The sequence below is a fragment of the Streptomyces sp. NBC_00872 genome (assembly GCF_045161915.1).
Lineage (GTDB): Bacteria > Actinomycetota > Actinomycetes > Streptomycetales > Streptomycetaceae > Streptomyces.
The window spans coordinates 2,383,511-2,407,056 of the sequence record NZ_CP108806.1 but is presented as its reverse complement, the minus strand read 5'-3'; the positions used below and the strand labels follow the sequence as shown (position 1 = coordinate 2,407,056).

The following is a 23,546-nucleotide window of genomic DNA, read 5'->3' as shown; positions in this document are numbered from 1 at the left end:
CGAATGACGAACCCCGGAAGCGGTGTTGAGGCCGGGGCAAGACCCTCCACTATGCCGGTGCCGATGGGGACGGCGCACGGCAGGGCTCCGGTTCCCCGGGGCGTTAAGGATCTTTGGACAGCCCGTGATCCCCGGCTTTCCACGTCGTTGGTACGTACGGGGGACCCGGCAGTGTTCACCGTCGAACATTCGGCGGGCGAGCGCCGTACTGACATGCGACCGAACCGTGACAGCGGGAGGACCGAACAGCCGTGGCCGTGACCGAACCCGCTCCGGCGTCGCCCACCGTCGCGCACGAGGGCATTCTCCGGCGTCACTCCCTCCGTGAATCGGCGGCCCGCACCTATGCGAGATCGCTGCCCGTCGTGCCGGTGCGCGCACGGGGGCTGACGATCGAAGGGGCCGACGGGCGACGGTATTTGGACTGTCTCTCGGGGGCGGGCGCCCTGGCACTCGGACACAATCATCCGGTCGTCCTGGAGGCGATCAGAAGGGTCCTCGACTCCGGCGCCCCGCTGCAGGTCCTCGATCTCGTCACCCCCGTGCAGGACGCCTTCACCACCGAACTGTTCGCCACGCTGCCACCGCGGTTCGCGGAGAACGCCCGGCTGCGGTTCTGCGGTCCCGCGGCCGGCGACGCCGTCGGAGCCGCCATCGAACTCGTCCGCACCGCCACCGGCCGCGACGGTCTCCTCACCTTCACCGGCGCACACCACGGGACGACGACCGGTGCCCTCGCCGCCTCCGCCGGGGCCCGGGACGTACGGGTGACCCGGCTGCCCTATCCGTACGACTACCGCTGCCCCTTCGGCATCGGCGGCGAACGCGGCGCCGAACTCGCCGTCCGCTGGACCGAGAACCTCCTCGACGACCCCGACGGAGGGGTGCCGCCCTCCGCCGGAATGATCGTCGAAGCGGTCCAGGACGAGGGCGGAGTGATCCCCGCCCCCGATGCCTGGCTGCGCGGAATGCGCCAGGTGACCGCTGACCGCTCCATTCCGCTCATCGCCGACGAGGTCCAGACCGGGGTGGGGCGGACCGGCACCTTCTGGGCGGTGGAGCACAGCGGCGTCGTCCCCGATGTGATGGTGCTCTCCAAGGCGATCGGCGGCTCCCTTCCACTGGCCGTCATCGTGTACCGCGCGGACCTCGACCGCCGGCCGCCCCGAGACCGTACGGACACCTTCCGCGGCAATCAGCTCGCGATGGCGGCGGGCGCGGCCACCCTCGCGTACGTACGGGAGAACGGGCTCGCCACGCGCGCCGCCCTCCTCGGCGCGCGCATGCTGGGACAGCTCCAGGGGCTCGCCGCGAACCACCACTGTGTCGGAGATGTGCGCGGCCGTGGTCTCATGATCGGTGTGGAACTCGTCGCCCCGGCGGCCGGTGCCCCCGCGCCACCGGACCCCGCACTTGCCGCCGCCGTCCAGCGGGAGTCTCTGAGCCGCGGTCTCATCGTCGAACTCGGCGGACGCCGGTCCGCCGTCGTACGCCTGCTCCCTCCTCTCACGCTCACCGATGAACAGGCCGGTGCGGTCGTCGACCGCTTCGCCGATGCTCTGGCCGCCGCGGAGCGTGCCGCACTGCGCCGGAGCGAAGCCGGACTGTCCCACTGACCCCGGACACCCTCAAGGAAGCCCGCGTGAACCCCACTCCCTCACCCGATGTGCCCGAGGCCGACGGCCGTTTCACCCCCCATCCCCGGAACCACGACCAAGGGCACGAGCGAGGGAACGACCCGGCGCGGGCCGCCCGCACCGTCGAATCCCCGACCGTGCCACGGCAGCCGGAGGGCGGTTTCGACGAGCAACTTCCCACCGCGGCACCACCGTTCGCGGGTCCCACGGTGGTGGCCGACCAGCTCGACCATCCCGACCCGCAGAAGGCGGCCGACGCGGCAGCCACCGAGAATCTGCTGCGCTGCTGGGTCCGGGAGACCGATCTGCCCCGCCCCGACGGCAGTGTGCTGAGGATCCCGCTCGACGCCAGTGGCACCGCCCTTCTCGTCCCCGTCCGATACTGGTCGGCCACCGGCTGGCACCGCTTCGGCATGCCCTTCCTGGAGAACGCCCCCCAGGACGCCCCCGCCGCCGAAGCCGTCACCGTCGCCGCGCTCCTCGGTCGTGAGTCGGGCCGCTACCAGGGAGCCGATCTGGTCGGCCGGGTCGCCAACTCCCTCGGGCACACCGCCGAATTCCTCGCCGACCGGCGCCGCCGCCCCGGCGCCGGGGCCGGCGCCGACCTCTTCCTCACCGCCGAGCAGTCACTGCTCCTCGGCCACCCCCTGCACCCCACCCCCAAGAGCCGGGACGGACTCTCCGAGACCGAGGCCCGGCTCTACTCGCCCGAGCTGCGCGGCTCCTTCCCCCTCCACTGGATGGCCGTCGACCGGTCCGTACTGGCCACCGACTCGGCCTGGACCGAGCAGGGCCGTATCGTCCCCGCAGAACTGCTCACCACCCGTCTCCTCGGTGACGTACCCCTTCCCGGACACACCGTCCCGCTGCCCCTCCACCCCTGGCAGGCACGCGAGTTGAGGCACAGGCCCGCCGTCGCCGCGCTGCTCGACGCCGGTCTGCTGCACGACCTGGGACCCCAGGGCGCCCCCTGGCATCCCACCTCCTCGATCCGCACGGTGCACCGGTCCGGTGTCCCCGCCATGCTCAAACTCTCGCTGGGCCTGCGCATCACCAACTCCCGCCGCGAGAACCTCCGCAAGGAGCTCCACCGTGGTGTCGAGGTGCACCGGCTGCTCCGCGGCGGACTCGCCAAGGAGTGGCAGGCGGCACACCCCGGCTTCGACATCGTCCGGGACCCCGCCTGGCTCGCCGTCGACACCCCGGACGGTGAAGCGGTGAGCGGACTCGACGTCATGGTGCGCCACAACCCGTTCGCCCCCGGCGACGACGCCGTCTGTATCGCCGGACTGACCGCTCCACGCCCCTATCCCGGCCGTGCCGTGACGCATTCGCGTCTCGCCGAGATCGTCCTCACCCTCGCCGCCCGCACCGGTCGTTCCCGCGCGGCCGTGTCCGCCGAGTGGTTTCTGCGCTATCTCGACCAGGTCGTACGTCCGGTGCTCTGGCTCGACGGCACGGCGGGCATCGCCCTTGAGGCCCACCAGCAGAACACCCTGGTGCTCCTCGACCCCGACGGCTGGCCCGTCGGGGGCCGCTACCGCGACAACCAGGGCTACTACTTCCGTGAATCCCACCGCCCCTCCCTGGAACGCCGGCTTCCCGGCATCGGCTCGGTCAGCGACACCTTCGTCTCCGACGAGGTCACCGACGAGCGCTTCGTCTACTACCTCGGCATCAACAATGTCTTCGGTCTGATCGGCGCGTTCGGCGCGCAGGGGCTCGCCGACGAACGCGTCCTCATCGCCGCCTTCAGGCAGTTCCTCGCCGGCGCCGCGGGACTCGGCTCACCCCTGCCCGGCCGGCTTCTGGAACCCGCCACGCTGCGCTGCAAGGCCAATCTGCTCACCCGGCTGCACGGCCTCGACGAGCTGGTCGGGCCCGTCGACACCCAGTCCGTCTATGTCACCATCGCCAACCCCCTTCGCCAGTGAAGGAACACGCCCCGTCCGAACTGCCGAGAGGAGAGCGCCCCGTGCCTCCCACCGATGCCAGCGCCGACACCGGAGCCGACCCCACCCCGAGAACCGGTGGGAGCACCGAGGACACCCTCGACCTGCGGCTGCCCGACGAGCTCATCGCGCTGTTCGGAGAGCACGGGCCGACGGACATGGACCCGTCACCCGACAGCACCCCGGCCGGCGATCTGCTCGACAGCCCCGCCGGCTGGGGTCCCGCCGCCACCCTGGCCGGTGTCTTCCAGCTCGTCCCGGTCCGTATCGAGCGTGACCTCTCGCTGGTCAGCCGCTGGATGAACGATCCCGCAGTCGCGGCTTTCTGGGAGCTGGCGGGTCCGGAGTCCGTCACCGCCGCCCATCTACGCCCCCAGCTCGACGGCGACGGGCGCACTGTCCCCTGTCTCGGTGCCCTCGCCGGCGTTCCGATGAGCTATTGGGAGATCTACCGCGCGGACCTCGACCCTCTCGCGCGCCATTACCCAGCCCGTCCGCACGACACCGGGATCCATCTTCTGCTGGGAGGCGTCGCCGACCGCGGCCGCGGTGTCGGCACCGCCCTCCTCAGAGCCGTCTCCGATCTCATCCTCGATCACCGTCCTCGCTGCGCGCGCGTTATCGCCGAACCCGACCTGCGCAACACCCCCTCCGTCTCCGCCTTCCTCAGCGCCGGCTTCCGCTTCTCGGCGGAGGTCGACCTTCCCGACAAGCGAGCCGCTCTCATGGTCCGCGACCGCGCCCTTCGCGACCTGCTGTGAACGATCCGCTGCCTTACATACACCGCTCGATCCCCATCGGTTCCATCCCGAGGAGTCCTTGTGCCGAAGTCCCCTGCCACCCATGACTCCCCCGCCACCCATGACTCCATCGCCGCTCCCGACTCCACCACCCCCGGCCCCACCGTCCTCACCCCGCTGTTCGCCCCACCCGAGCTGAATCCCCGGGCCTGGGACCGGGCGGCCGGCCGCCTTCTCGCCAAACTCCTCGGAGAATTCGCATACGAGCAGATCATCGAGCCGGTCCCCGTCCGCGGCGCCGCCGACGGCTGGTACGCCCTCACTCTCGACAACGGCGAGACACTCACCTTCCGCGCCACGCGCGGCGCCTACGACGACTGGCGCGTCGAACCGGGCTCCGTCGAGTACCGGAACCAGCCCTTCACGGACCCGCTCCGCTTTCTGCCGCTCGCTCGCGGGCTGCTCGGAATCGACGGCGAGACCCTCGGCCATCTCGTCCGCGAACTCACCACGACGCTCGCCGCCGACGCGAGACTCGACCACACGGCCCTCACCGCCGCACGTCTCGCCGACCTCGACTACGCCGACCTCGAAGGCCACCAGACCGGGCACCCCTGGATCGTCCTCAACAAAGGCCGTGTCGGCTTCTCCGCCACCGACGCCGCGCGCTGGGCGCCCGAGGCCCGTACCCCGGCCCGGCTCCCCTGGATCGCGGTCAGCACCACCCTCGCCACCTACCGGGGCGTCTCCGCACTGCGTACCCCCGACCTGCTCTACACCCGCGAACTCGACGCCGCCGTCCGTGAGCGCTTCGACTCCGTCCTCCGGGACCGCGGTCTCGACCCCGCCGCCTATCTCTATCTCCCCGTGCACCCCTGGCAGTGGGCGGAGGTCCTGCTTCCGCTCTACGCGCCCGCCATAGCCGGGGGAGCGATCGTTCCGCTCCCCACCGACGGCGATCTACGGCTGCCGCAGCAGTCCATCCGTACGTTCCTGAACGTCGAACGCCCCGACCGGCACACGGTCAAACTGCCCCTGTCCATCCTCAACACCCTGGTCTGGCGTGGACTCCCCACCGAGCGCACGCTCGCCGCCCCCGCCGTCACCGCGTGGGTGCACGGAGTAAGGGACGCCGACCCCTTCCTGCGTGACGAGTGCGGTGTCGTCCTGCTCGGCGAAGTCGCCTCCGTGACGGTCGAGCACCCGCTCTACGATCACCTCCCCGAGGTCCCGTACCAGTACAAGGAACTGCTCGGGGCGATCTGGCGCGAGCCCCTCCAGACCCGGCTCGCCCCCGGTGAGCGCGCCCGTACCCTCGCCTCCCTCATTCATACGGATCCCCAGGGGCGAGCGTTCACCGCCGAACTCGTCGCCCGTTCCGGTCTGCCGCCGGCCCGCTGGCTCCAGCGGCTCTTCTCGGCGCTGCTGCCGCCCCTGCTGCACTTCCTCTACCGCTACGGAACGGTCTTCTCCCCGCACGGTGAGAACGCCATCGTCGTCTTCGACGATCAGGACGTCCCGGTACGGCTGGCGATCAAGGATTTTGTCGACGATGTGAACATCAGCGCCCAGCCGCTGCCCGAGCACGACGCGATGCCCGGAGATGTGAAGGACATCCTCCTTACCGAGGAGCCGTCCTTCCTCATCCAGTTCATCCATTCAGGGCTCTTCGTCGGGGTCTTCCGCTATCTGGCACCGCTGTGCAAAGACCAACTCGGTCTGCCGGAGGACGAGTTCTGGTCCCTCGTACGGGCGGAGATCCTGCGCTACCAGGTCCGGTTCCCGGAGCTGGAGAAGCGCTTCGAGGCATTCGACCTGCTCACGCCCCGTATCGAGCGTCTCTGCCTCAACCGCAACCGGCTCCATCTCGACGGTTACCGGGACCGCGCCCACCGGCCGCACGCCGCCGTGCACGGCACGGTTCCCAATCCGCTGGCGGCCGGGCGGCAGGACGAGTGATCGCCGTTGTCAGTGGCGCCCCGTAGGGTGGTCGGGCTATGACGAAGCCATCACTCCCCGAGCTCCTCCACGCCGCCGTCAGCTCCGTCGGCGGCGTGGAACGGCCAGGCCAGGTCACCATGGCCGAGGCCGTCGCCGAAGCCATCGACGCCCCGTCCCATCTGCTCGTCCAGGCCGGCACCGGCACCGGCAAGTCGCTGGGCTATCTCGTGCCCGCGCTGGCACACGGCGAGCGGGTCGTGGTGGCCACGGCCACCCTGGCGCTCCAGCGCCAGCTCGTGGAGCGTGACCTTCCGCGTACGGTCGACGCGCTGCATCCGCTGCTGCGCAGACGTCCGGAATTCGCGATGCTCAAGGGCCGTTCCAACTATCTCTGTCTGCACCGGCTGCACGAAGGTGTGCCGCAGGACGAGGAGGACGGTCTCTTCGATCAGTTCGAGGCGGCGGCGCCCAGCAGCAAGCTGGGCCAGGACCTGCTGCGGATGCGGGACTGGGCGGACGAGACCGAGACGGGCGATCGCGACGATCTGACGCCCGGTGTCTCGGACCGTGCCTGGGCCCAGGTCTCCGTCTCGTCCCGGGAGTGCCTGGGTGCGACGAAATGCGCCTACGGCATGGAGTGCTTCGCCGAGCAGGCGCGGGAGCGCGCCAAGCTTGCCGAGGTCGTCGTCACCAACCACGCGCTTCTCGCGATCGACGCCATCGAGGGCGCGCCGGTGCTGCCCGAGCACGAGGTGCTGATCGTCGACGAGGCCCATGAACTGGTCTCACGGGTCACCGGAGTCGCCACCGGTGAGCTGACCCCGGGGCAGGTGCACCGCGCGGTGCGCCGCTCGGCGAAGCTGGTGAACGAGAAGGCGGCGGACGCCCTTCAGACGGCGGCCGAGACCTTCGAGCGGGTGATGGAGCTGGCCCTCCCCGGCCGGCTCGAAGAGGTCCCCGAGGATCTCGGCTATGCCCTGATGGCGCTGCGCGACGCGGCCCGTACGGTCATCTCGGCGCTGGGCTCGACCCGCGACAAGTCCGTACAGGACGAGGACGTCGTACGGAAGCAGGCCCTGGCGTCCGTCGAATCCGTCCACACGGTGGCGGAGCGCATCGCCAACGGTTCCGAGTACGACGTCGTCTGGTACGAGCGGCACGACCGGTTCGGCGCCTCCCTCCGGGTCGCGCCGCTCTCCGTGTCGGGACTGCTGAGGGAGAAGCTCTTCGCCGACCGCTCCGTCGTCCTCACCTCCGCCACCTTGAAGCTCGGCGGTGACTTCAACGGAGTGGGCGCCTCGCTCGGTCTGGCGCCGGAAGGTACGGAAGGGGACGACATTCCGCAGTGGAAGGGCATTGATGTCGGCTCGCCCTTCGACTACCGCAAGCAGGGCATCCTCTATGTCGCGCGCCATCTCGCCACGCCGGGACGGGAGGGTTCGCGCGGGGACATGATGGATGAGCTGGCGGAGCTGGTGGAGGCGGCGGGTGGCCGTACGCTCGGGCTCTTCTCCTCGATGCGGGCCGCCCAGGCCGCGGCGGAGGAACTGCGCGGCAGGCTGGATGTGCCGATCCTGCTCCAGGGCGAGGAGACGCTCGGTGAGCTGATCAAGGCCTTCGCCGCCGATCCGGGGACGTGTCTGTTCGGCACGCTCTCCCTATGGCAGGGCGTCGATGTGCCGGGGCCCAGTTCTCAGCTCGTGGTGATGGACCGCATTCCCTTCCCGCGCCCCGACGACCCGTTGATGAGCGCGCGTCAGAAGGCGGTGGAGGAAGCCGGCGGCAATGGGTTCATGGCGGTGGCCGCGACGCATGCCGCCCTGCTCATGGCCCAGGGCGCCGGACGACTCGTGCGGGCGACCGGGGACCGCGGTGTCGTGGCCGTGCTCGACCCAAGGCTGGCCAATGCCCGGTACGGCAGCTTTCTGCGCGCTTCCCTGCCCGATTTCTGGTACACCACGGACCGTGATCAGGTACGGCGGTCCCTCGCGGCGATCGATGCCCTGGCCCAGACCGCCGGGGAGTAGTCGCGGCATGCACCGGGGGTCTGCTTGGCAGGGCGTGAAGCGGGCTGTTCAGAGCGTGAAGCAGGCCCCGGGACCGGCGCAGGGGTCCCGGGGCCCGGTCGGAGCCGGTGGAGTCGTCACACCCGGCGCAGAACCGCGACCACCTTGCCGAGGATCGTTGCCTCGTCACCGGGGATGGGTTGGTACGCCGCGTTGTGCGGGAGCAGCCAGACATGGCCGTCCTCACGACGGAAGCGCTTGACCGTGGCCTCGCCGTCCAGCATCGCGGCGACGATGTCACCGTTCTCCGCGACCGGCTGGCGGCGGACCGTCACCCAGTCACCGTCACAGATCGCGGCCTCGATCATCGAATCGCCGACGACCTTGAGGACGAACAGCTCTCCGTCCCCGACCAGTTGGCGGGGGAGCGGGAAGACATCCTCGACCGACTCCTCGGCGAGGATCGGTCCGCCCGCCGCGATCCGGCCGACCAGCGGGACATACGAGGCGGCGGGCTTGCCGGTCGTATCCGTCTGCTGGGTGCTCGGCTGGTCGGACCCGCGTACCTCGTACGCCCTGGGCCGGTGCGGGTCGCGGCGCAGAAAGCCCTTGCGTTCCAGGGCCATGAGCTGATGGGCGACGGACGAGGTGCTGGAGAGGCCCACGGCCTGGCCGATCTCCCGCATCGAGGGCGGATAGCCACGCCGTTGGACGGAGTCACGGATGACCTCGATGACCCGCCGCTGGCGGTCGGTGAGGCCGGAGCTGTCCGCCCTGATTCCTGGAGGTCGGCCGGGCAATGACCGGGTGGGCTTGGGCCCCTCCGGATTCATGATCGCGTCATTCATGGCATGCACCGGCTCGAGTCGGCTCTGGGAGCGGTCCTGGGCAGTGATGGTGGCACTGTCTGCGGTGGTGGTCACGTCGGGCCCCTCTCGAAATGTTCTCCCTAGCTGGACAACGGTAGTAGCTTTCGAAAGGTTGCGCCAAACACACGTTCGAGTGAAAAATCGTAGAGTGCCTGTCGTAACTCTCCGGCTAGGTGTATGGGCCCGTGTGTGGCCGTGTGTGGCGTGCTCGTCACGGTACCGTTCGCGGCCGCGCCGCCGTGGCCCGGGGCGCGGTCCGAGTGTTCCGGCGGGTCGGCCTGAAGCGTGTCCGAGGTGCCCTTCCCGTACTCTCGTGGCCGGTTCGCGCGGCTCCGCGGGACCTGTCCCCGTATACGACACGCGTCAGGGCCTAGGATGCGGTCAAACCCCAGATCTAGTGGTTGGATTGTCGCGGCCACCCAGAAGTTGTGGTCCCCGGTCTCGGTAGGTCGAGGCCATCGCCTATGCTGGGGGTTGCTTCGAGGGGCTCTTCACGGGCCCTGACGGGGCTGTTCAGTCACGCCGTGAAGGAGGGTTGGGAGCCATGCACTGCCCCTTCTGCAGGCACCCCGACAGCCGTGTCGTCGACAGTCGCACCACCGACGACGGGACGTCGATCCGGCGCCGTCGGCAGTGCCCCGACTGCTCCCGCCGTTTCACGACGGTGGAGACCGCGTCACTGATGGTGATCAAGCGCAGCGGTGTGACCGAACCCTTCAGCCGTACCAAGGTCATCTCCGGCGTGCGCAAGGCATGCCAGGGACGGCCGGTCACCGAGGACGCCCTCGCCCAGCTCGGCCAGCGGGTCGAGGAAGCGGTGCGCGCCACCGGGAGCGCCGAGCTGACCACCCACGACGTGGGACTGGCCATACTCGGCCCACTGCGGGAACTCGACCTTGTCGCGTACCTGCGCTTCGCATCCGTGTACCGGGCGTTCGACTCGCTCGAGGACTTCGAGGCCGCCATCGCGGAACTGCGCGAGCGGCCTCCCGCAGACAAGTGCGGCGCCGGCGGGACCCATGAGGTCCCCGTGCCCGCCACCGCCGCGGACTGACCGGCCGGCTCGGTCCGGCCGCTCCGCGGCAACCAAGACCCGTCACGGGCGCCCCGCGCGCACCCGAGGCTTTTGGAACACACCCCGTGCCATGGGAAGAGCATGGCACTTCAGGGCGTTTTTGTACGTATATGGGAGGCGGCATGACAGAGACGACGAGCGGCCCGGCACGAGGTTCCCGCACCAAGGGGATCAAGGCCGGCAAGGGGCTGCGTATCGAGCGGATCCACACGACACCCGGCGTGCATCCGTACGACGAGGTGGTCTGGGAGCGCCGTGATGTCGTCATGACCAATTGGCGCGACGGCTCGGTCAATTTCGAGCAGCGTGGCGTCGAGTTCCCCGACTTCTGGTCGCTGAACGCGGTCAACATCGTCACCAGCAAGTATTTCCGCGGGGCCGTCGGCACCCCGCAGCGCGAGACCGGCCTCAGGCAGCTCATCGACCGGATCGTGAAGACCTACCGCAAGGCGGGCGAGGACTACCACTACTTCGCCTCGCCCGCCGACGCCGAGATCTTCGAGCACGAACTGGCCTATGCCCTGCTGCACCAGGTCTTCAGCTTCAACTCGCCGGTGTGGTTCAACGTCGGCACCCCCCAGCCGCAGCAGGTCTCGGCCTGCTTCATCCTCTCCGTCGACGACTCCATGGACTCGATCCTGGACTGGTACAAGGAAGAGGGGATGATCTTCAAGGGGGGCTCGGGCGCCGGTCTGAACCTCTCCAGGATCCGTTCCTCCAAGGAACTGCTCTCCTCCGGCGGCAATGCCTCGGGCCCGGTCTCCTTCATGCGGGGGGCCGACGCGTCCGCGGGGACGATCAAGTCCGGTGGCGCCACGCGCCGCGCCGCCAAGATGGTCATCCTTGACGTCGACCACCCCGACATCGAGGACTTCATCCAGACCAAGGTCAAGGAGGAGGAGAAGATCCGCGCCCTGCGGGACGCGGGCTTCGACATGGACCTGGGCGGCGACGACATCACGTCCGTCCAGTACCAGAACGCCAACAACTCGGTCCGTGTGAACGACGAGTTCATGAAGGCCGTCGAGGCCGGCGGCAAGTTCGGGCTGCGCGCCCGCATGACCGGCGATGTCATCGAAGAGGTCGAGGCCAAGACGCTCTTCCGCAAAATGGCGGAGGCGGCATGGGCCTGTGCCGACCCGGGCATTCAGTACGACGACACGATCAACCGCTGGCACACCTGCCCCGAGTCCGGCCGGATCAACGGCTCGAACCCGTGCAGTGAGTACATGCACCTGGACAACACCTCGTGCAACCTGGCATCCCTGAACCTGATGAAGTTCCTCAAGGACGACGGCAAGGGCAATCAGTCCTTCGAGTCCGAGCGCTTCGCCAAGGTCGTCGAGCTGGTCATCACCGCGATGGACATCTCCATCTGCTTCGCGGACTTCCCCACGCAGAAGATCGGGGAGAACACCCGCGCCTTCCGCCAGCTCGGCATCGGCTACGCCAACCTCGGCGCCCTGCTGATGGCCACGGGTCACGCGTACGACTCGGACGGCGGCCGGGCTCTGGCCGGTGCCATCACCTCGCTGATGACGGGCACGTCGTACCGGCGCTCCGCCGAGCTGGCCGCGGTTGTCGGTCAGTACGACGGCTACGCCCGTAACGCCGAGCCGCACAAGCGCGTCATGAAGCAGCACTCCGACGCCAACGCCACGGCCATCCGTATCGACGACCTGGACACCCCGATCTGGGCAGCGGCCACGGAGGCCTGGCAGGACGTCCTCCGCCTCGGTGAGAAGAACGGCTTCCGCAACGCCCAGGCCTCGGTCATCGCGCCGACCGGCACCATCGGTCTCGCGATGTCCTGCGACACCACCGGGCTGGAGCCCGACCTCGCCCTGGTCAAGTTCAAGAAGCTGGTCGGCGGCGGCTCGATGCAGATCGTCAACGGCACGGTGCCGCAGGCGCTGCGCCGGCTCGGCTATCAGCCGGAGCAGATCGAGGCGGTCGTCGCCCATATCGCCGAGCACGGCAATGTGATCGACGCGCCCGGTCTGAAGACCGAGCACTACGAGGTGTTCGACTGCGCGATGGGTGAGCGCTCCATCTCCGCGATGGGCCATGTCCGCATGATGGCGGCCATCCAGCCGTGGATCAGCGGTGCGCTGTCCAAGACGGTGAACCTCCCGGAGAGCGCCACCGTCGAGGACGTCGAAGAGGTCTACTTCGAGGCCTGGAAGATGGGCGTCAAGGCGCTCGCGATCTACCGTGACAACTGCAAGGTCGGGCAGCCGCTCTCCGCGAAGAAGAAGGAGGAGAAGGTCGCGGAGAAGGCCGAGGACACCATCCGCCAGGCGGTGGAGAAGGTCATCGAGTACCGCCCGGTCCGCAAGCGTCTCCCCAAGGGCCGTCCCGGTCTCACCACCTCCTTCACGGTGGGCGGCGCCGAGGGCTATATGACCGCCAACTCCTACCCCGACGACGGTCTCGGCGAGGTCTTCCTCAAGATGTCCAAGCAGGGCTCCACCCTCGCGGGCATGATGGACGCCTTCTCGATCGCCGTCTCGGTCGGTCTTCAGTACGGCGTCCCGCTGGAGACCTATGTCTCCAAGTTCACCAATATGCGGTTCGAGCCGGCCGGTATGACGGACGACCCGGACGTACGGATGGCGCAGTCGATCGTCGACTACATCTTCCGCAGGCTCGCGCTGGACTTCCTGCCCTTCGAGACCCGCTCGGCCCTCGGGATCCACTCGGCCGAGGAGCGTCAGCGTCATCTGGACACCGGTTCGTACGAGCCGTCCCTGGACGACGAGACGCTGGACACCGAGAGCCTCGTCCAGTCCGCCCCGCGGGCGCCGGAGCCGCTGAAGGCGGTCTCCGCGGCCGAGGTCGCCGGCCCGGCCGCGATCCCTGCCCCCAAGGAGGCGCACACCTCGGCCGAACTGGTCGAGATGCAGCTCGGCATCAGCGCCGACGCACCGCTCTGCTTCTCCTGCGGTACGAAGATGCAGCGGGCGGGGTCCTGCTACATCTGCGAGGGATGCGGCTCCACGAGCGGCTGCAGCTGATACCGGCCGAAGGGCGCCGGGCGTGACGTCCGACCGAGGACGCGGCGTTCGGGCGCCCGGCCCCGGGCACCCCGGTGGCCGCCGGCCGGTGTAGTCCGAGCGTGATTCGCTGGCTCGCCAAGGGGATCGGCCACAGGCCGATCCCCTTGGTCTTCCTGGTCTTGTGGTCTTGGCCGTGCCGTCGGACGTCAGGACCGAGGCCTCTCAGGGGCCCGTCGACCGGGACCGCTCAGACCGGGATCCTTCAGGACCAGGGCGGGTCAGGCGGTGCCCATCAGGGCGCCGAAGGACTGCGGGTCGGTGTCGAAGCCGTGGACAGCCGTGTGGAACTTCCATGCCCCCGACGAATCCCGTGTGAACTGCGCGAGAGTCGCCGCGGTGGCGTCGGGAACCTCCGCGAAGTCGTGCTTCGCCAGCTCGGTGTACCCCTCCAGAACGCGGAGCTGCGCGTTGGCTATGTCGGCGAACGTCCTTCGTCCGTCGCGCTGCTGAATGGCCACACCCACCACCACGCGGTGGTACGCGACCGCCAGCCGGTCCAGCTCCAGCGTCATCTCCTCATCGGCACCGAATCCCTGACCGGTCCTGCTCTCCCGGTCCAGGGTGATCGTGCCGTCCGGTGAGCGGCTTCCGAAGTGGACGAGATAGGCCGGCTTGTCGCTCGGGTCCTTCGACGTGTAAGTCGCCGCGACGATATCGAGATCGTGCGGGGGCGCGCCCAGGGGACTGGGATCCCACTTGAGCGTGACCTCGACCTTCGCCACTCCTCTGTTGAGACTGCTCACCGGTCTTCCCCCTCTTCCGATCCGGGCCGGAACTCCGGGCCTCGCACGCAAGGCTAGACCGGGGCACCGACAACAGGCGGCGCGATCAGTCCGGTTGACGCCACGTTGGCCGATACTCGCCGCGCCCCGTGTTCGTACAGGCGATCCGGGTAGGGTGCACTCCGCCGGAGCGTGACCCGCGCCACCCTCCGCGCCGTACGATGGCGCGGTGCTGGTCAAGTGGACGCGCTGCACCGTGATCGACCGACGAGGTTTCGAACGCGGCCAGCGTAAATGGGCGGGGTTGCTCGGTGAGCCGGGATTCCGGGGGCAGAGCGGGGGCTGGAGCCGGACGAAGCCGGGTGTGGCCCACGTCTTCGCGTTCTGGGAGAGCCGTGCGTTCTACGACTCCTTCATGGCGCGCTCCCACGACCGGCTGGCCGCCTCGCAATCGGGGACATACAGGGACGTCCAGACCAAACTATTTGATTACCGATTCGATGTGAAGACCGGCTTCGAGCCGCGCTTCACCGACGCGGATGTGGTGCGTGTAGCGCACTGCAAGGTCCACGAGGACCGGGTCGAGCACTTCGCGCTGATGCAGGAGAAGGTGTGGAACCCCGCGATGGCGGGGTCGCCCGGGATGGTGCGCGGACTGTTCGGGGAGGCGCCCGGCCATGAGTTCATCGTGCTCTCGATGTGGCAGTCCGCGGCGGAGCACGGAAAGTACCGGGTCGAACGGGTGGAGCGGCTGACGCTGCGTGCCCAGACCGCGGCGGACGTGGCGGCGCTGGCCGGAGACGTCGTCGATCTCGAATCGACCTGGACGGTGTGAGGCGCCGGCGGAAGCCGGACGGGGGCATGCCCGCGGGCGCTGGGCGGTTGTACGCCCGTAGACGCGGAGCATACGCCCGTGGACGCGGAGCATTCGTACGACCGGTCGGTACGCCCCGGTCGGTACCGCTCCCCGGCACCGATCTAGGGTCGGGGCATGGCACGACCGCGGCGCATTGTCCTTGTCCGGCACGGAGAGTCCGAGGGCAACGCAGATGACACGGTGTACGAACGCGAGCCCGACCATGCCCTGAGACTCACCGGGAAGGGCTGGCGGCAGGCCGAGGAGACCGGCGTACAGCTGCGCGAGATGTTCGGCCGTGAGCAGGTCAGCGTCTATGTCTCGCCCTACCGCCGTACGCACGAGACCTTCCAGGCCTTCGGTCTCGATCCGGGTCTGGTGCGGATACGGGAGGAGCCGCGGCTGCGCGAGCAGGACTGGGGGAACTGGCAGGACCGGGACGACGTACGCCTCCAGAAGAGCTACCGCGACGCCTACGGGCACTTCTTCTACCGGTTCGCACAGGGTGAGTCGGGCGCCGATGTGTACGACCGGGTCGGCGCCTTCCTGGAGTCCCTGTACCGGAGCTTCGAGGCACCCGACCCACCGGAGAACGTGCTGCTGGTGACCCATGGACTGACCATGCGGCTGTTCTGCATGCGGTGGTTCCACTGGTCGGTCGCGGAGTTCGAGTCGCTGTCGAACCCGTGCAACGCGGAGACGCGCACGCTGCTGCTCGGCGCGGACGGCCGGTACACCCTGGACAGGCCGTTCGAACGCTGGCGCACCCCGGAACCGTACGGTCCCACCGGTTAGAGTGACGGGCGATGACCGCTTGGACTCCGCGATGACCACTCGACCGATACCCGACACGGCGCGCTACGAACGCGCCCTGGCCAGTCTGCGTGGACTGTCCGTGGGAGACGCCCTGGGCTCCCAGTTCTTCGTACCGTCGAACGTTCCCCTGCTGAAGCGACGGGAGCTGCCGCCCGGCAGCTGGCAGTGGACCGACGACACCGAGATGGGCGCGTCGGTCCTGGCCGTGCTGGGCACGCTCGGCCGTATCGACCAGGACACGCTCGCGCGCTCCTTCGCCGAGCGCCATGACTTCGACCGCGGTTACGGTCCGGCCGTGAACCGGCTGCTCCGGCTGGTGCGGGAGGGCGGCGACTGGCGCGAGCTGGCATCCGCGCTCTTCGACGGCCAGGGCTCGTGGGGCAACGGGGCCGCCATGCGTATCGCGCCTCTCGGCGCCTGGTACGCCGACGACCCGGAACAGGCCACGCACCAGGCCGAGATCTCCGCGTACACCACACATCAGCACCGTGAGGCCGTGGCGGGTGCGATGGCGGTGGCCGCCGCGGCCGCTCTCGCCGCGGATCCGGCAGGTCCGCCCACGCCCGAGGCCCTGCTGGACGGTGTGGTGGCACTCGTACCGCGCAGCGCCGTGGGCGTGGGGCTGCGGCGGGCACGGGACATGCTCGACTACGGGGACGCGGGCACCGTCGCCGCCGTCCTCGGCTGTGGGCGGCGCACCAGCGCGCACGACACCGTGCCGTTCGCCCTCTGGTCGGCGGCTCGCGCCCTCGGTGACTTCGAGCGGGGCTTCTGGACGACGGCTCAGGTGGGCGGCGATGTCGACACGAACTGCGCCATCGTCGGGGGAGTGATCGCGGCCGGGAGCGCCGGAGCGCCGCCGCGGGAGTGGTCCGAGCGTACGGAGGAGCTGCCGGGATGGCTGTCCGCCGCCGTAACCGGGTGACCACTGCCGGCATTTGTTTGTCACGGTCCTGCCACAGGGGCACCTGAGGACCGCGGGACCTCCTTGCCCGCGTGGTTACTCTTTCCGCCACGCCGCCTTGATGATCTTCGACGGAGGCGTGCCGACGAGACACCGGGTCGTACGCGCCACTCCGCCGCGAAGGGGCCCGGTCGGGAGGGGGTCCCGTGACAGACACACCGTCCATACCCGCGCCGGCCAAGGAGCCGGACCCGGGCCACGAGCCGAAGACGAAGAGCGAGCGGGAAGCGGCAAGCGGACAGGAGCCGCGGCGCGCGGCGGCTCCCGACTGGCAGCAGTGGCAGCCCCAGCGGCCCGAGCCGCCCGTCTGGGTCACCGAGATCAGCCCAATCACCCCGGCCCCGATCCGCGCCGCCGCACTCTGGTCGGTCCTGGCGACCGCCCTGCTCAGCGCCCTGCTGCTGGGCGACGGGGTGGGGGTGAATCTGTTGATCGTGACGGTCCCGGCGGCCCTCGCCGCCTACTTCACCGCCCAGGACGCCGGTCGCCGTCCGCGACCCTGGACACTCGTCTGGGCCCTCGGCGGCGTGGCACTGCTCGCTGTCCCCGCCCTCAACGACGCCGGTCTGCCGGCCTTTCTCGCCATCGTGTCCGCACTGGCGCTCGGTTCGCTCGCGCTGCATGGCGCCCGCACCTGGCCGGGTGTGGTGTTCGGCCCGTTCGGTCTGCTCGGTTCGATCGGCAACGGCGTGGCATGGGGCCTGCGCGGTCTGCGCGAGCGCACCGGAAGATCGCGGAAACAGTTGATGCCCCTGATCCGCGGGGTCGTCGTCGCCGTGGTGCTGCTGTTCGTGTTCGGAGCGCTCTTCGCGGGCGCCGACGCGGCCTTCGCCGATCTGCTCGGTGGTCTGACCCCCGATGTGTCGGCCGCCGACGGACCGTGGCGCTTCCTGCTGTTCGGCGTCGGACTCCTCGGCGCTCTCGCCGCCGCGAACACGGCGGCGGCGCCCCTGCGCTGGGACCGGATCACCGTACGCCCCGGCCGGGCCCGCGGCAGGATGGAGTGGGCGCTTCCGCTGATCGTTCTCAATCTGCTCTTCGCGGTCTTCATCGCCGTCCAGCTCGCCGTGCTGTTCGGCGGCTATCGCAAGGTCTTCGAGAAGACCGGACTCAGTCGTTCCGAGTACGCGCGCCAGGGATTCTGGCAACTGCTCTGGGTCACCCTCCTCGTCCTTCTCGTCATCGGGCTGGCCCGCCGGTGGGCCCCGCGTGACGGTGCCCGCGACAGCGCGCTGGTCCGGGCCGTGCTCGGCGTTCTCTGTGTTCTCACACTCGTCGTGGCCGCCTCCGCGCTGCGCCGGATGGATCTGTACGTCGAGGAGTACGGACTGACACGGCTGCGTGTCTCGGTGGCGGCGATGGAGCTGTGGCTCGCTCTGGTGATCGTCCTGATTCTGGTGGCGGGAGCCGTGGGCGGACGGTGGCTGCCGCGCGCCGTCGCCGCCAGTGGCGCGGCGGCCGTGCTCACCTTCGGGCTGCTCTCGCCGGACGCGCTCGTGGCGGAGAGCAACGTGGACCGGTACGAGCGCCTGCACAAGCTCGACGTCGAGTACTTCCAGGAGCTGTCCGCCGACGCCGTACCGGCGCTGGACCGGCTGCCCGAGCCGTTGCGCTCCTGTGCTCTCGCCGGCATCGCGGAGAATCTGGCCCAGGCGGACGACAAGCCCTGGTACGCGACGAACTGGAGCGAGAAGAGGGCCCGCGAGATTCTGGCGAAGCGGGAGGCCGCCTACTCGCCGGAGTGCCGGGGGCCGGGTGACTGGATCGAGTACGGCCGTGACATCGACGTCAACCGGCTGTGACGGTTCCGTACGTCCCGCGCGTACGGCCGATTCGCCGCGTAGGGCCTGCACGTACGGCCGGTGCGTATGGCCTGCGCGTACGGGACGCCCGGCGTTGCTGTCGGACGTCCCGTACGCGTATCCATATCCGTACCGGCGCTCCACGCCCGTACGTGCGCGTGCCAGTACGGGACCAGTACCGGAGCCGGGAATCGGGGTCCCGGACCGGGCGTGGAGCGGAGCGGAGGCTAGGCCACCGGACCGGCTGCCTCCGCCTTGCCGCTGAGTGCCTCCAGGTCGCTCTTGCGTACCCGGATCACCAGCGCCGCCGTCAGCAGCGCGACCGCCACCATGGCCACCGCCGCGATGAAAGCAGTCGAGATGCCCTGGGTCAGTACCTCGTGTCCCCAGCGTCCCGGCAGTTCCTGGGTCTTGGCCAGCTCCGCCTTCTGCGCGGGGCTCGCCTCCGCCATGAAGGACGGAAGTTGCCTCTCCGCCTCGTTGCGGCTGGCCGTACCGAAGACGGTGACCAGGATCGAGAGCCCCAGCGAGCCTCCCACCTGCTGGCTCGCGTTGAGCAGTCCGGAGGCCGCGCCCGCCTCGTGCTGCGCGACGCCCGATACGGCGGTCAGGGTGAGCGTGACGAAGTTCAGGCCCATACCGAAGCCGAAGAGCAGCAGTGGCCCGAGCACGCCACCGAGATATGAGCTGTCCGGGGTGATGAGCGTCTGCCAGAACAGACCGAGACCGGTGATGGCGGAACCGGTCACCATGAACGGCTTGGGACCGAGCACCGGAAGGAACCGCTGGGACAGTCCCGCCCCGACGATGATCGCGACCGTTACGGGCAGGAAAGCCAGACCGGACTGGATCGGGCTGTATCCGAGCACGTTCTGTACGAAAAGGACGATGAAGAAGAACATGCCGAACATCGCGGCGGCAAGGCTCAGCATGATGACGTATGTGCCCGACCGGTTCCGGTCGGCGAACATCCTGAGCGGCGTGATGGGTTCCTTCGCCCGGGACTCGATCACCGCGAACATGGCGAGCAGCACCACCGAGGCCGCGAACGCGCCCAGCGTCAGCGGGTCCCGCCAGCCCTCCTCGGAGGCCCGGATGAATCCGTACACGAGCGACGCCATGCCCAGCGTGGACGTCGCGGCGCCCGCGATGTCGAAGCGTCCCGGATGGCGCTCGGACTCATTGATGTACATCGGCGCGAGGACCGCGATCAGCACACCGATCGGTACGTTGACGAAGAGGACCCAGCGCCAGTCGAGCCATTCGGTGAGCATGCCGCCTGCCAGCAGCCCTATCGCGCCACCGCCCGCGGAGACGGCGGCGAAGACACCGAACGCCCTGTTCCGCTCGGGCCCCTCGGGGAAGGTGGTGGTGATCAGCGCGAGCGAGGTGGGCGAGGCGATCGCGCCGCCCACTCCCTGGAGCGCACGGGCGGCGAGCAACTGCCAGGGTTCCTGGGCGAAACCGCCCAGAAGGGACGCGAGGGTGAAGAGCAGGATGCCGGTCATGAAGACCCGGCGGCGGCCCAGGATGTCGCCGGCCCGGCCGCCGAGCAGCAGCAGACCGCCGAAGGTCAGGGTGTAGGCGCTCAGGACCCAGGAGAGATCCGTGGTCGAGAAGCTGAGAGCGTCCTGGATATGAGGAAGCGCGATATTCACAATGGTCGCGTCGAGTACGACCATGAGCTGACAGGCCGCGATGACGGTGAGGGCGATTCCCGGTCGCCCGCTCCGGCGGGCCGCGCCCGGTGGTTCGTTCCGTGTTTCGAGTTGAGAGGTTGTCACTGCTGGATCCCCCACAGGTGAATTAGTGAACGCACCCGTTCACTGTTGAGTTCACGGTAGTGAGTCCCCTTCAGGGAACGCAAGCGTTCACTGAAGCTGCCGTCCCGGAGTGTCAGCCCCCTATGGAGAGTTACTGATGGTTTCTTCGCGCTCCGCGGCCACCGCTCGGTCGCAGTCGGCGTCGCCGCGGCGCCGTGGGCCCGTGCTGGAGCGGGCGATCCTCGAAGCCGCCCTGGAGCAGTTGAGTACGGTCGGCTGGAACGGGCTGACCATGGAAGGCGTCGCGGCCGGGGCCCAGACCGGCAAGGCCGCGGTGTACCGCCGCTGGCCCTCCAAGGAGGATCTGGTCGCCGACGCGCTCCAGGCGGGGCTGCCGACGCTCGACGAGGCGCCCGACCGGGGGAGTGTGCGCGAGGATCTGTACGAGCTCTGCCGGCTCGTTCGGGACTCGATGTACTCCCGGCCCGGGTTCGCGCTCCGCTCGGTTCTTCACGAATGCGACGCGGCGGGCGCCGAACGCTTCCAGGGGCTGATCGTCAAGTGGGTCATCGAGCCGTCCTACCGGCTCTTCGGCGACGTGGTGAAACGGGGGATCCAGCGTGGTGACGTACGTCCCGATGCCACCGGCGCGCTGATCTGCGATGTCATTCCGGCTCTGATGATGTTCCGTTCCAAGGTGTGCGGGAGCGAATGGACCGATGATGAGATCGCCGAGATGATCGATCAGGTCATGGTGCCCCTGCTCCAGGCACGCGCCCGCTGACGCATCCCGCGCGGCAGGCCGGACAAGGCTGTTGAGGACGGCCGGTACCCGGTCTGTCGCACGGCGTTCCGGCGGCGTAACCTTGCAGGTGCCATGCCGTACGAACCACCCACGCACACCGTTGAGCGCTCGCTGCGCGCCACCACCGACGCCAGAGTCATCGCCGGCGTCGACGAAGTCGGACGCGGAGCGTGGGCCGGGCCGGTCACGGTGTGCGCCGCCATCACCGGACTGCGCAGACCGCCGGCCGGTCTCACCGACTCCAAGCTGATCAGCCCCAAGCGCCGTACGGAGCTGGCCGGTGAGCTGGAGAAGTGGGTCACCTCGCACGCACTTGGGCATGCCTCTCCGGAGGAGATCGACGCCCTGGGGATGACCGCGGCACTCAGGCTCGCCGCCGTACGCGCCCTTGAGGCGCTGCCGGTACGGCCCGACGCGGTGATCCTCGACGGCAAGCACGACTATCTCGGAGGGCCCTGGCAGGTGCGTACGGTCATCAAGGGCGACCAGTCCTGTGTCTCGGTGGCGGCGGCCTCGGTCATCGCCAAGGTGCGCAGGGACGCGCTGATGGCCGAACTGGGCGCGGTGTCCGAGGAGTACGTTCCCTTCGCCTTCGGCGCCAACGCCGGGTATCCCTCACCGGTGCACAAGGCGGCGCTGGAGGAACGGGGGCCGACACCGCACCACCGGCTCTCGTGGGCCTATCTCGACTCGCTGCCCCAGTGGCGGCACCTCAAGAAGATCCGGATCCCCGTAGGGGCCGCGGCCATGGAAAGCGGGGGCCAACTCGGCTTCGACTTCTGACACGTCCGACTCCGGCACGTCCGACTTCCGATCCGTCCGACCTCTGGAACATCCGGTGACCTCTTCGTCCACGTGCCCCCGGCCGTGGGCCGGGCCGCGAACGTGCCCACCCGCCGATGCCTCTGGCGTCGGCGTTTGATAGACATCCAGCCATGCCTCTCATCCCCCAGGAGCCTCAGATTCACGAGAGAGCCCAGGGTCCCAGCGCCACCCCGGCCACCGGCCGCACCGCGCCGACCCCACGTCCTGTACCCGGTCCGCGTCCCGTACCCGGGCCGCGCTCCGCGGCCACACCGCGTCCCGGTCGCCCGGGACCCGGTCCCGCGAGGCCCGCGCCGCCGGCGCAGCGCTCGCAGAGCTCCGCCGGGCAGCCCAAGGCGTCCGGGCCCACCACTCCTTCCGCTCCTCAGCTCCAACTGATCCCGGCTCCGGCGGGCGGGGCGCTCGACGCCGCCGAGGAGGCGGTCGACCTGCTGCTCGACTCGGGTCGGGCGCCGGGCGACATCCTGGTCCTCACCACCGGCGAACAGCACCCGTGGGCCACCCATGAGCTGTCCTTCGGTGAAACCTCCTACTGGGCCCAGCACGACGCCCGCGAAGACGTGTTCTTCGCCGACGCCGCCGCTGTCACCCGCGCGCAGTCACGGCCCGTCGTGGTCGTGGCCGTCAACGGAGGCGACGACGCCGTCGCCGCCCAGGTGCTGCCGCTGGCCCGGGAACGGGCCACCGCGCTGCTGGTCGTGTGCGGTGACAACGAGCGGATCAACGCCGTGCTCGGCGCGGGGGTCTGAACCGTACGACAGTCGTACGGCGTGTGGTGCGCGGGCGTCGGCGCCCGCGCCTGGACGTCCGTACGTCCCGGTCGTGACCCGGCTGCCCGTTCAGGGGGTGGCCGGGCCGCTGTGGTGCGTCCGCACGCGGAAACCCCTCGGCCGCTCGGCGCGTTGTGTGGACGCGTGTCCGCTTCCGCTCAGCGGGCGGCCGTGCGCCGCAGCGCCTCGACGGCGACGCCGCCCCCGCGCACCGGCGACGAAGCGGCGTCGATCACCGTCTCCGACAGATCAGCCGGCGGGGACATGGAGTTGGGCCGACGGCCCCCACGGCCCTCGCCCAGCACCTGCCAGCCGCCGCGTGTCAGGGTGATGTACGCGCCGCACCGCAGCCCGTGCAGGGTGCAGGCGTCCCGCAGTCCCCACATCCAGGCGCCGTCCTCCTCCGTCCACCGTTCGTCGCCCTCACGGCAGTAGAGGAGTACGGCGGTGCGTATGGGCGTGCGACGGCGCAGATCGTGCGGGATGACACGGCGTAGATGTGCCAGCAGCGCGTTGCGGAACTCCCAGCCGTCCACCGGCGCCTCCCGTGGGACGAAGGAGGCGCTCGCGGCAAGCCGTTCCTCATGGTCGAGGACGGCCACGACCGCGGTCCCCGGAGTCGGCCGGTGTCTGCTGTGCAGACCGCTGACGACCTCACGTGGGTTGCGCAGCAGCGGAATCCCCGCTGCCGCCCATTCGTCGAGTTCGAGCATCCTGGCGAGGCGGTTGGCGGAACCCGTCGGCCCGGTGATCGAAGTGGCTGCGGACGGAGCGAATCCGAAGGTCACGATCCTCCCTTCGCATACGCGCCCACAGTGCGGGCTGGGTCGGACGGGGGCGCACCTCGGCACAGCCCTTGCGGACCGCGAGCGACCGTGCGGGGGTAGCGTCAATTCTCCTTGGCGCGGGGGCGTGCGGCAACGAGCAATTGGCGCCGTTGACCG

Annotated in this window: 18 protein-coding genes; 14 read left to right on the top strand and 4 right to left on the bottom strand. The window is 69.5% G+C overall.

All coding sequences use genetic code 11. The annotated features are described in order from the left end of the window. The first annotated feature begins 251 nt into the window (after positions 1-251). Genes OG214_RS10210 through OG214_RS10190 form a run of 5 tightly spaced genes read left to right on the top strand, consistent with a single transcriptional unit; the run spans position 252 to position 8,297 of the window. Complete coding sequence (locus OG214_RS10210; protein WP_405984570.1) at positions 252-1,616, top strand: diaminobutyrate--2-oxoglutarate transaminase family protein; 1,365 nt, start codon at positions 252-254, stop codon at positions 1,614-1,616. Positions 1,617-1,642: 26 nt separating this feature from the next. Further along, entirely contained in the window at positions 1,643-3,571 is a 1,929-nt protein-coding gene (locus tag OG214_RS10205; RefSeq protein ID WP_405984569.1) for an IucA/IucC family protein, read from the top strand. Positions 3,572-3,612: 41 nt separating this feature from the next. Beyond that, complete coding sequence (locus tag OG214_RS10200) at positions 3,613-4,350, top strand: GNAT family N-acetyltransferase (RefSeq protein ID WP_405984568.1); 738 nt, start codon at positions 3,613-3,615, stop codon at positions 4,348-4,350. A 60-nt stretch (positions 4,351-4,410) separates the two neighbouring features. Then, positions 4,411-6,288, top strand: coding sequence for an IucA/IucC family protein (locus tag OG214_RS10195; RefSeq protein ID WP_405984567.1), 1,878 nt, complete (start codon positions 4,411-4,413; stop codon positions 6,286-6,288). A gap of 38 nt (positions 6,289-6,326) precedes the next feature. Continuing rightward, positions 6,327-8,297 carry an ATP-dependent DNA helicase gene (locus tag OG214_RS10190; protein WP_363081392.1) on the top strand — a complete coding sequence of 657 codons (1,971 nt, stop codon included), beginning with the start codon at positions 6,327-6,329 and terminating at the stop codon, positions 8,295-8,297. Positions 8,298-8,413: 116 nt separating this feature from the next. On the opposite strand, the gene lexA is transcribed toward OG214_RS10190, so the two are convergent. Next, positions 8,414-9,199, bottom strand: a complete 786-nt coding sequence (lexA, locus tag OG214_RS10185) for a transcriptional repressor LexA (protein WP_066946872.1) — start codon at positions 9,197-9,199, stop codon at positions 8,414-8,416. A 490-nt stretch (positions 9,200-9,689) separates the two neighbouring features. On the opposite strand from lexA, the gene nrdR reads away from it, so the two are divergent. After that, on the top strand, positions 9,690-10,199 hold the full coding sequence (gene nrdR, locus OG214_RS10180; protein WP_363081393.1) for a transcriptional regulator NrdR: 510 nt from the start codon (positions 9,690-9,692) through the stop codon (positions 10,197-10,199). Between the two features lie 143 nt (positions 10,200-10,342). Then, positions 10,343-13,237 (top strand): vitamin B12-dependent ribonucleotide reductase, encoded by a 2,895-nt coding sequence (locus OG214_RS10175; protein ID WP_383039461.1) that lies wholly within the window; start codon positions 10,343-10,345, stop codon positions 13,235-13,237. A 260-nt stretch (positions 13,238-13,497) separates the two neighbouring features. Here OG214_RS10175 and OG214_RS10170 read toward each other — a convergent pair whose 3' ends face one another. Next, a complete protein-coding gene (locus OG214_RS10170) occupies positions 13,498-14,022 on the bottom strand; it encodes a TerD family protein (RefSeq protein WP_363081395.1) in 525 nt (174 codons plus the stop codon). 208 nt (positions 14,023-14,230) lie between these two features. On the opposite strand from OG214_RS10170, the gene OG214_RS10165 reads away from it, so the two are divergent. From OG214_RS10165 to OG214_RS10150, 4 genes are all read left to right on the top strand, one after another. Next, positions 14,231-14,836, top strand: coding sequence for a YdbC family protein (locus OG214_RS10165; RefSeq protein ID WP_382862056.1), 606 nt, complete (start codon positions 14,231-14,233; stop codon positions 14,834-14,836). A 156-nt stretch (positions 14,837-14,992) separates the two neighbouring features. Next, positions 14,993-15,652, top strand: a complete 660-nt coding sequence (locus OG214_RS10160; protein ID WP_405984566.1) for a histidine phosphatase family protein — start codon at positions 14,993-14,995, stop codon at positions 15,650-15,652. 31 nt (positions 15,653-15,683) lie between these two features. Next, complete coding sequence (locus tag OG214_RS10155) at positions 15,684-16,598, top strand: ADP-ribosylglycohydrolase family protein (protein ID WP_405984565.1); 915 nt, start codon at positions 15,684-15,686, stop codon at positions 16,596-16,598. Between the two features lie 185 nt (positions 16,599-16,783). Continuing rightward, positions 16,784-18,439, top strand: coding sequence for a DUF4173 domain-containing protein (locus OG214_RS10150; RefSeq protein ID WP_405984564.1), 1,656 nt, complete (start codon positions 16,784-16,786; stop codon positions 18,437-18,439). 227 nt (positions 18,440-18,666) lie between these two features. On the opposite strand, the gene OG214_RS10145 is transcribed toward OG214_RS10150, so the two are convergent. Beyond that, positions 18,667-20,223: an MFS transporter gene (locus OG214_RS10145; protein ID WP_363081400.1), complete on the bottom strand. Its 1,557-nt coding sequence runs from the start codon at positions 20,221-20,223 to the stop codon at positions 18,667-18,669. Between the two features lie 136 nt (positions 20,224-20,359). On the opposite strand from OG214_RS10145, the gene OG214_RS10140 reads away from it, so the two are divergent. From OG214_RS10140 to OG214_RS10130, 3 genes are all read left to right on the top strand, one after another. After that, the gene (locus tag OG214_RS10140) at positions 20,360-20,986 is read left to right on the top strand and encodes a TetR/AcrR family transcriptional regulator (protein ID WP_405984563.1); all 627 of its coding nucleotides are present in this window, start codon (positions 20,360-20,362) and stop codon (positions 20,984-20,986) included. Between the two features lie 93 nt (positions 20,987-21,079). Then, on the top strand, positions 21,080-21,790 hold the full coding sequence (locus OG214_RS10135) for a ribonuclease HII (RefSeq protein ID WP_365905356.1): 711 nt from the start codon (positions 21,080-21,082) through the stop codon (positions 21,788-21,790). A gap of 152 nt (positions 21,791-21,942) precedes the next feature. Next, positions 21,943-22,581 (top strand): hypothetical protein, encoded by a 639-nt coding sequence (locus tag OG214_RS10130; RefSeq protein WP_405984562.1) that lies wholly within the window; start codon positions 21,943-21,945, stop codon positions 22,579-22,581. Between the two features lie 179 nt (positions 22,582-22,760). Here OG214_RS10130 and OG214_RS10125 read toward each other — a convergent pair whose 3' ends face one another. Then, the gene (locus tag OG214_RS10125) at positions 22,761-23,390 is read right to left on the bottom strand and encodes a hypothetical protein (RefSeq protein ID WP_363080897.1); all 630 of its coding nucleotides are present in this window, start codon (positions 23,388-23,390) and stop codon (positions 22,761-22,763) included. Between the last annotated feature and the right edge of the window lie 156 nt (positions 23,391-23,546).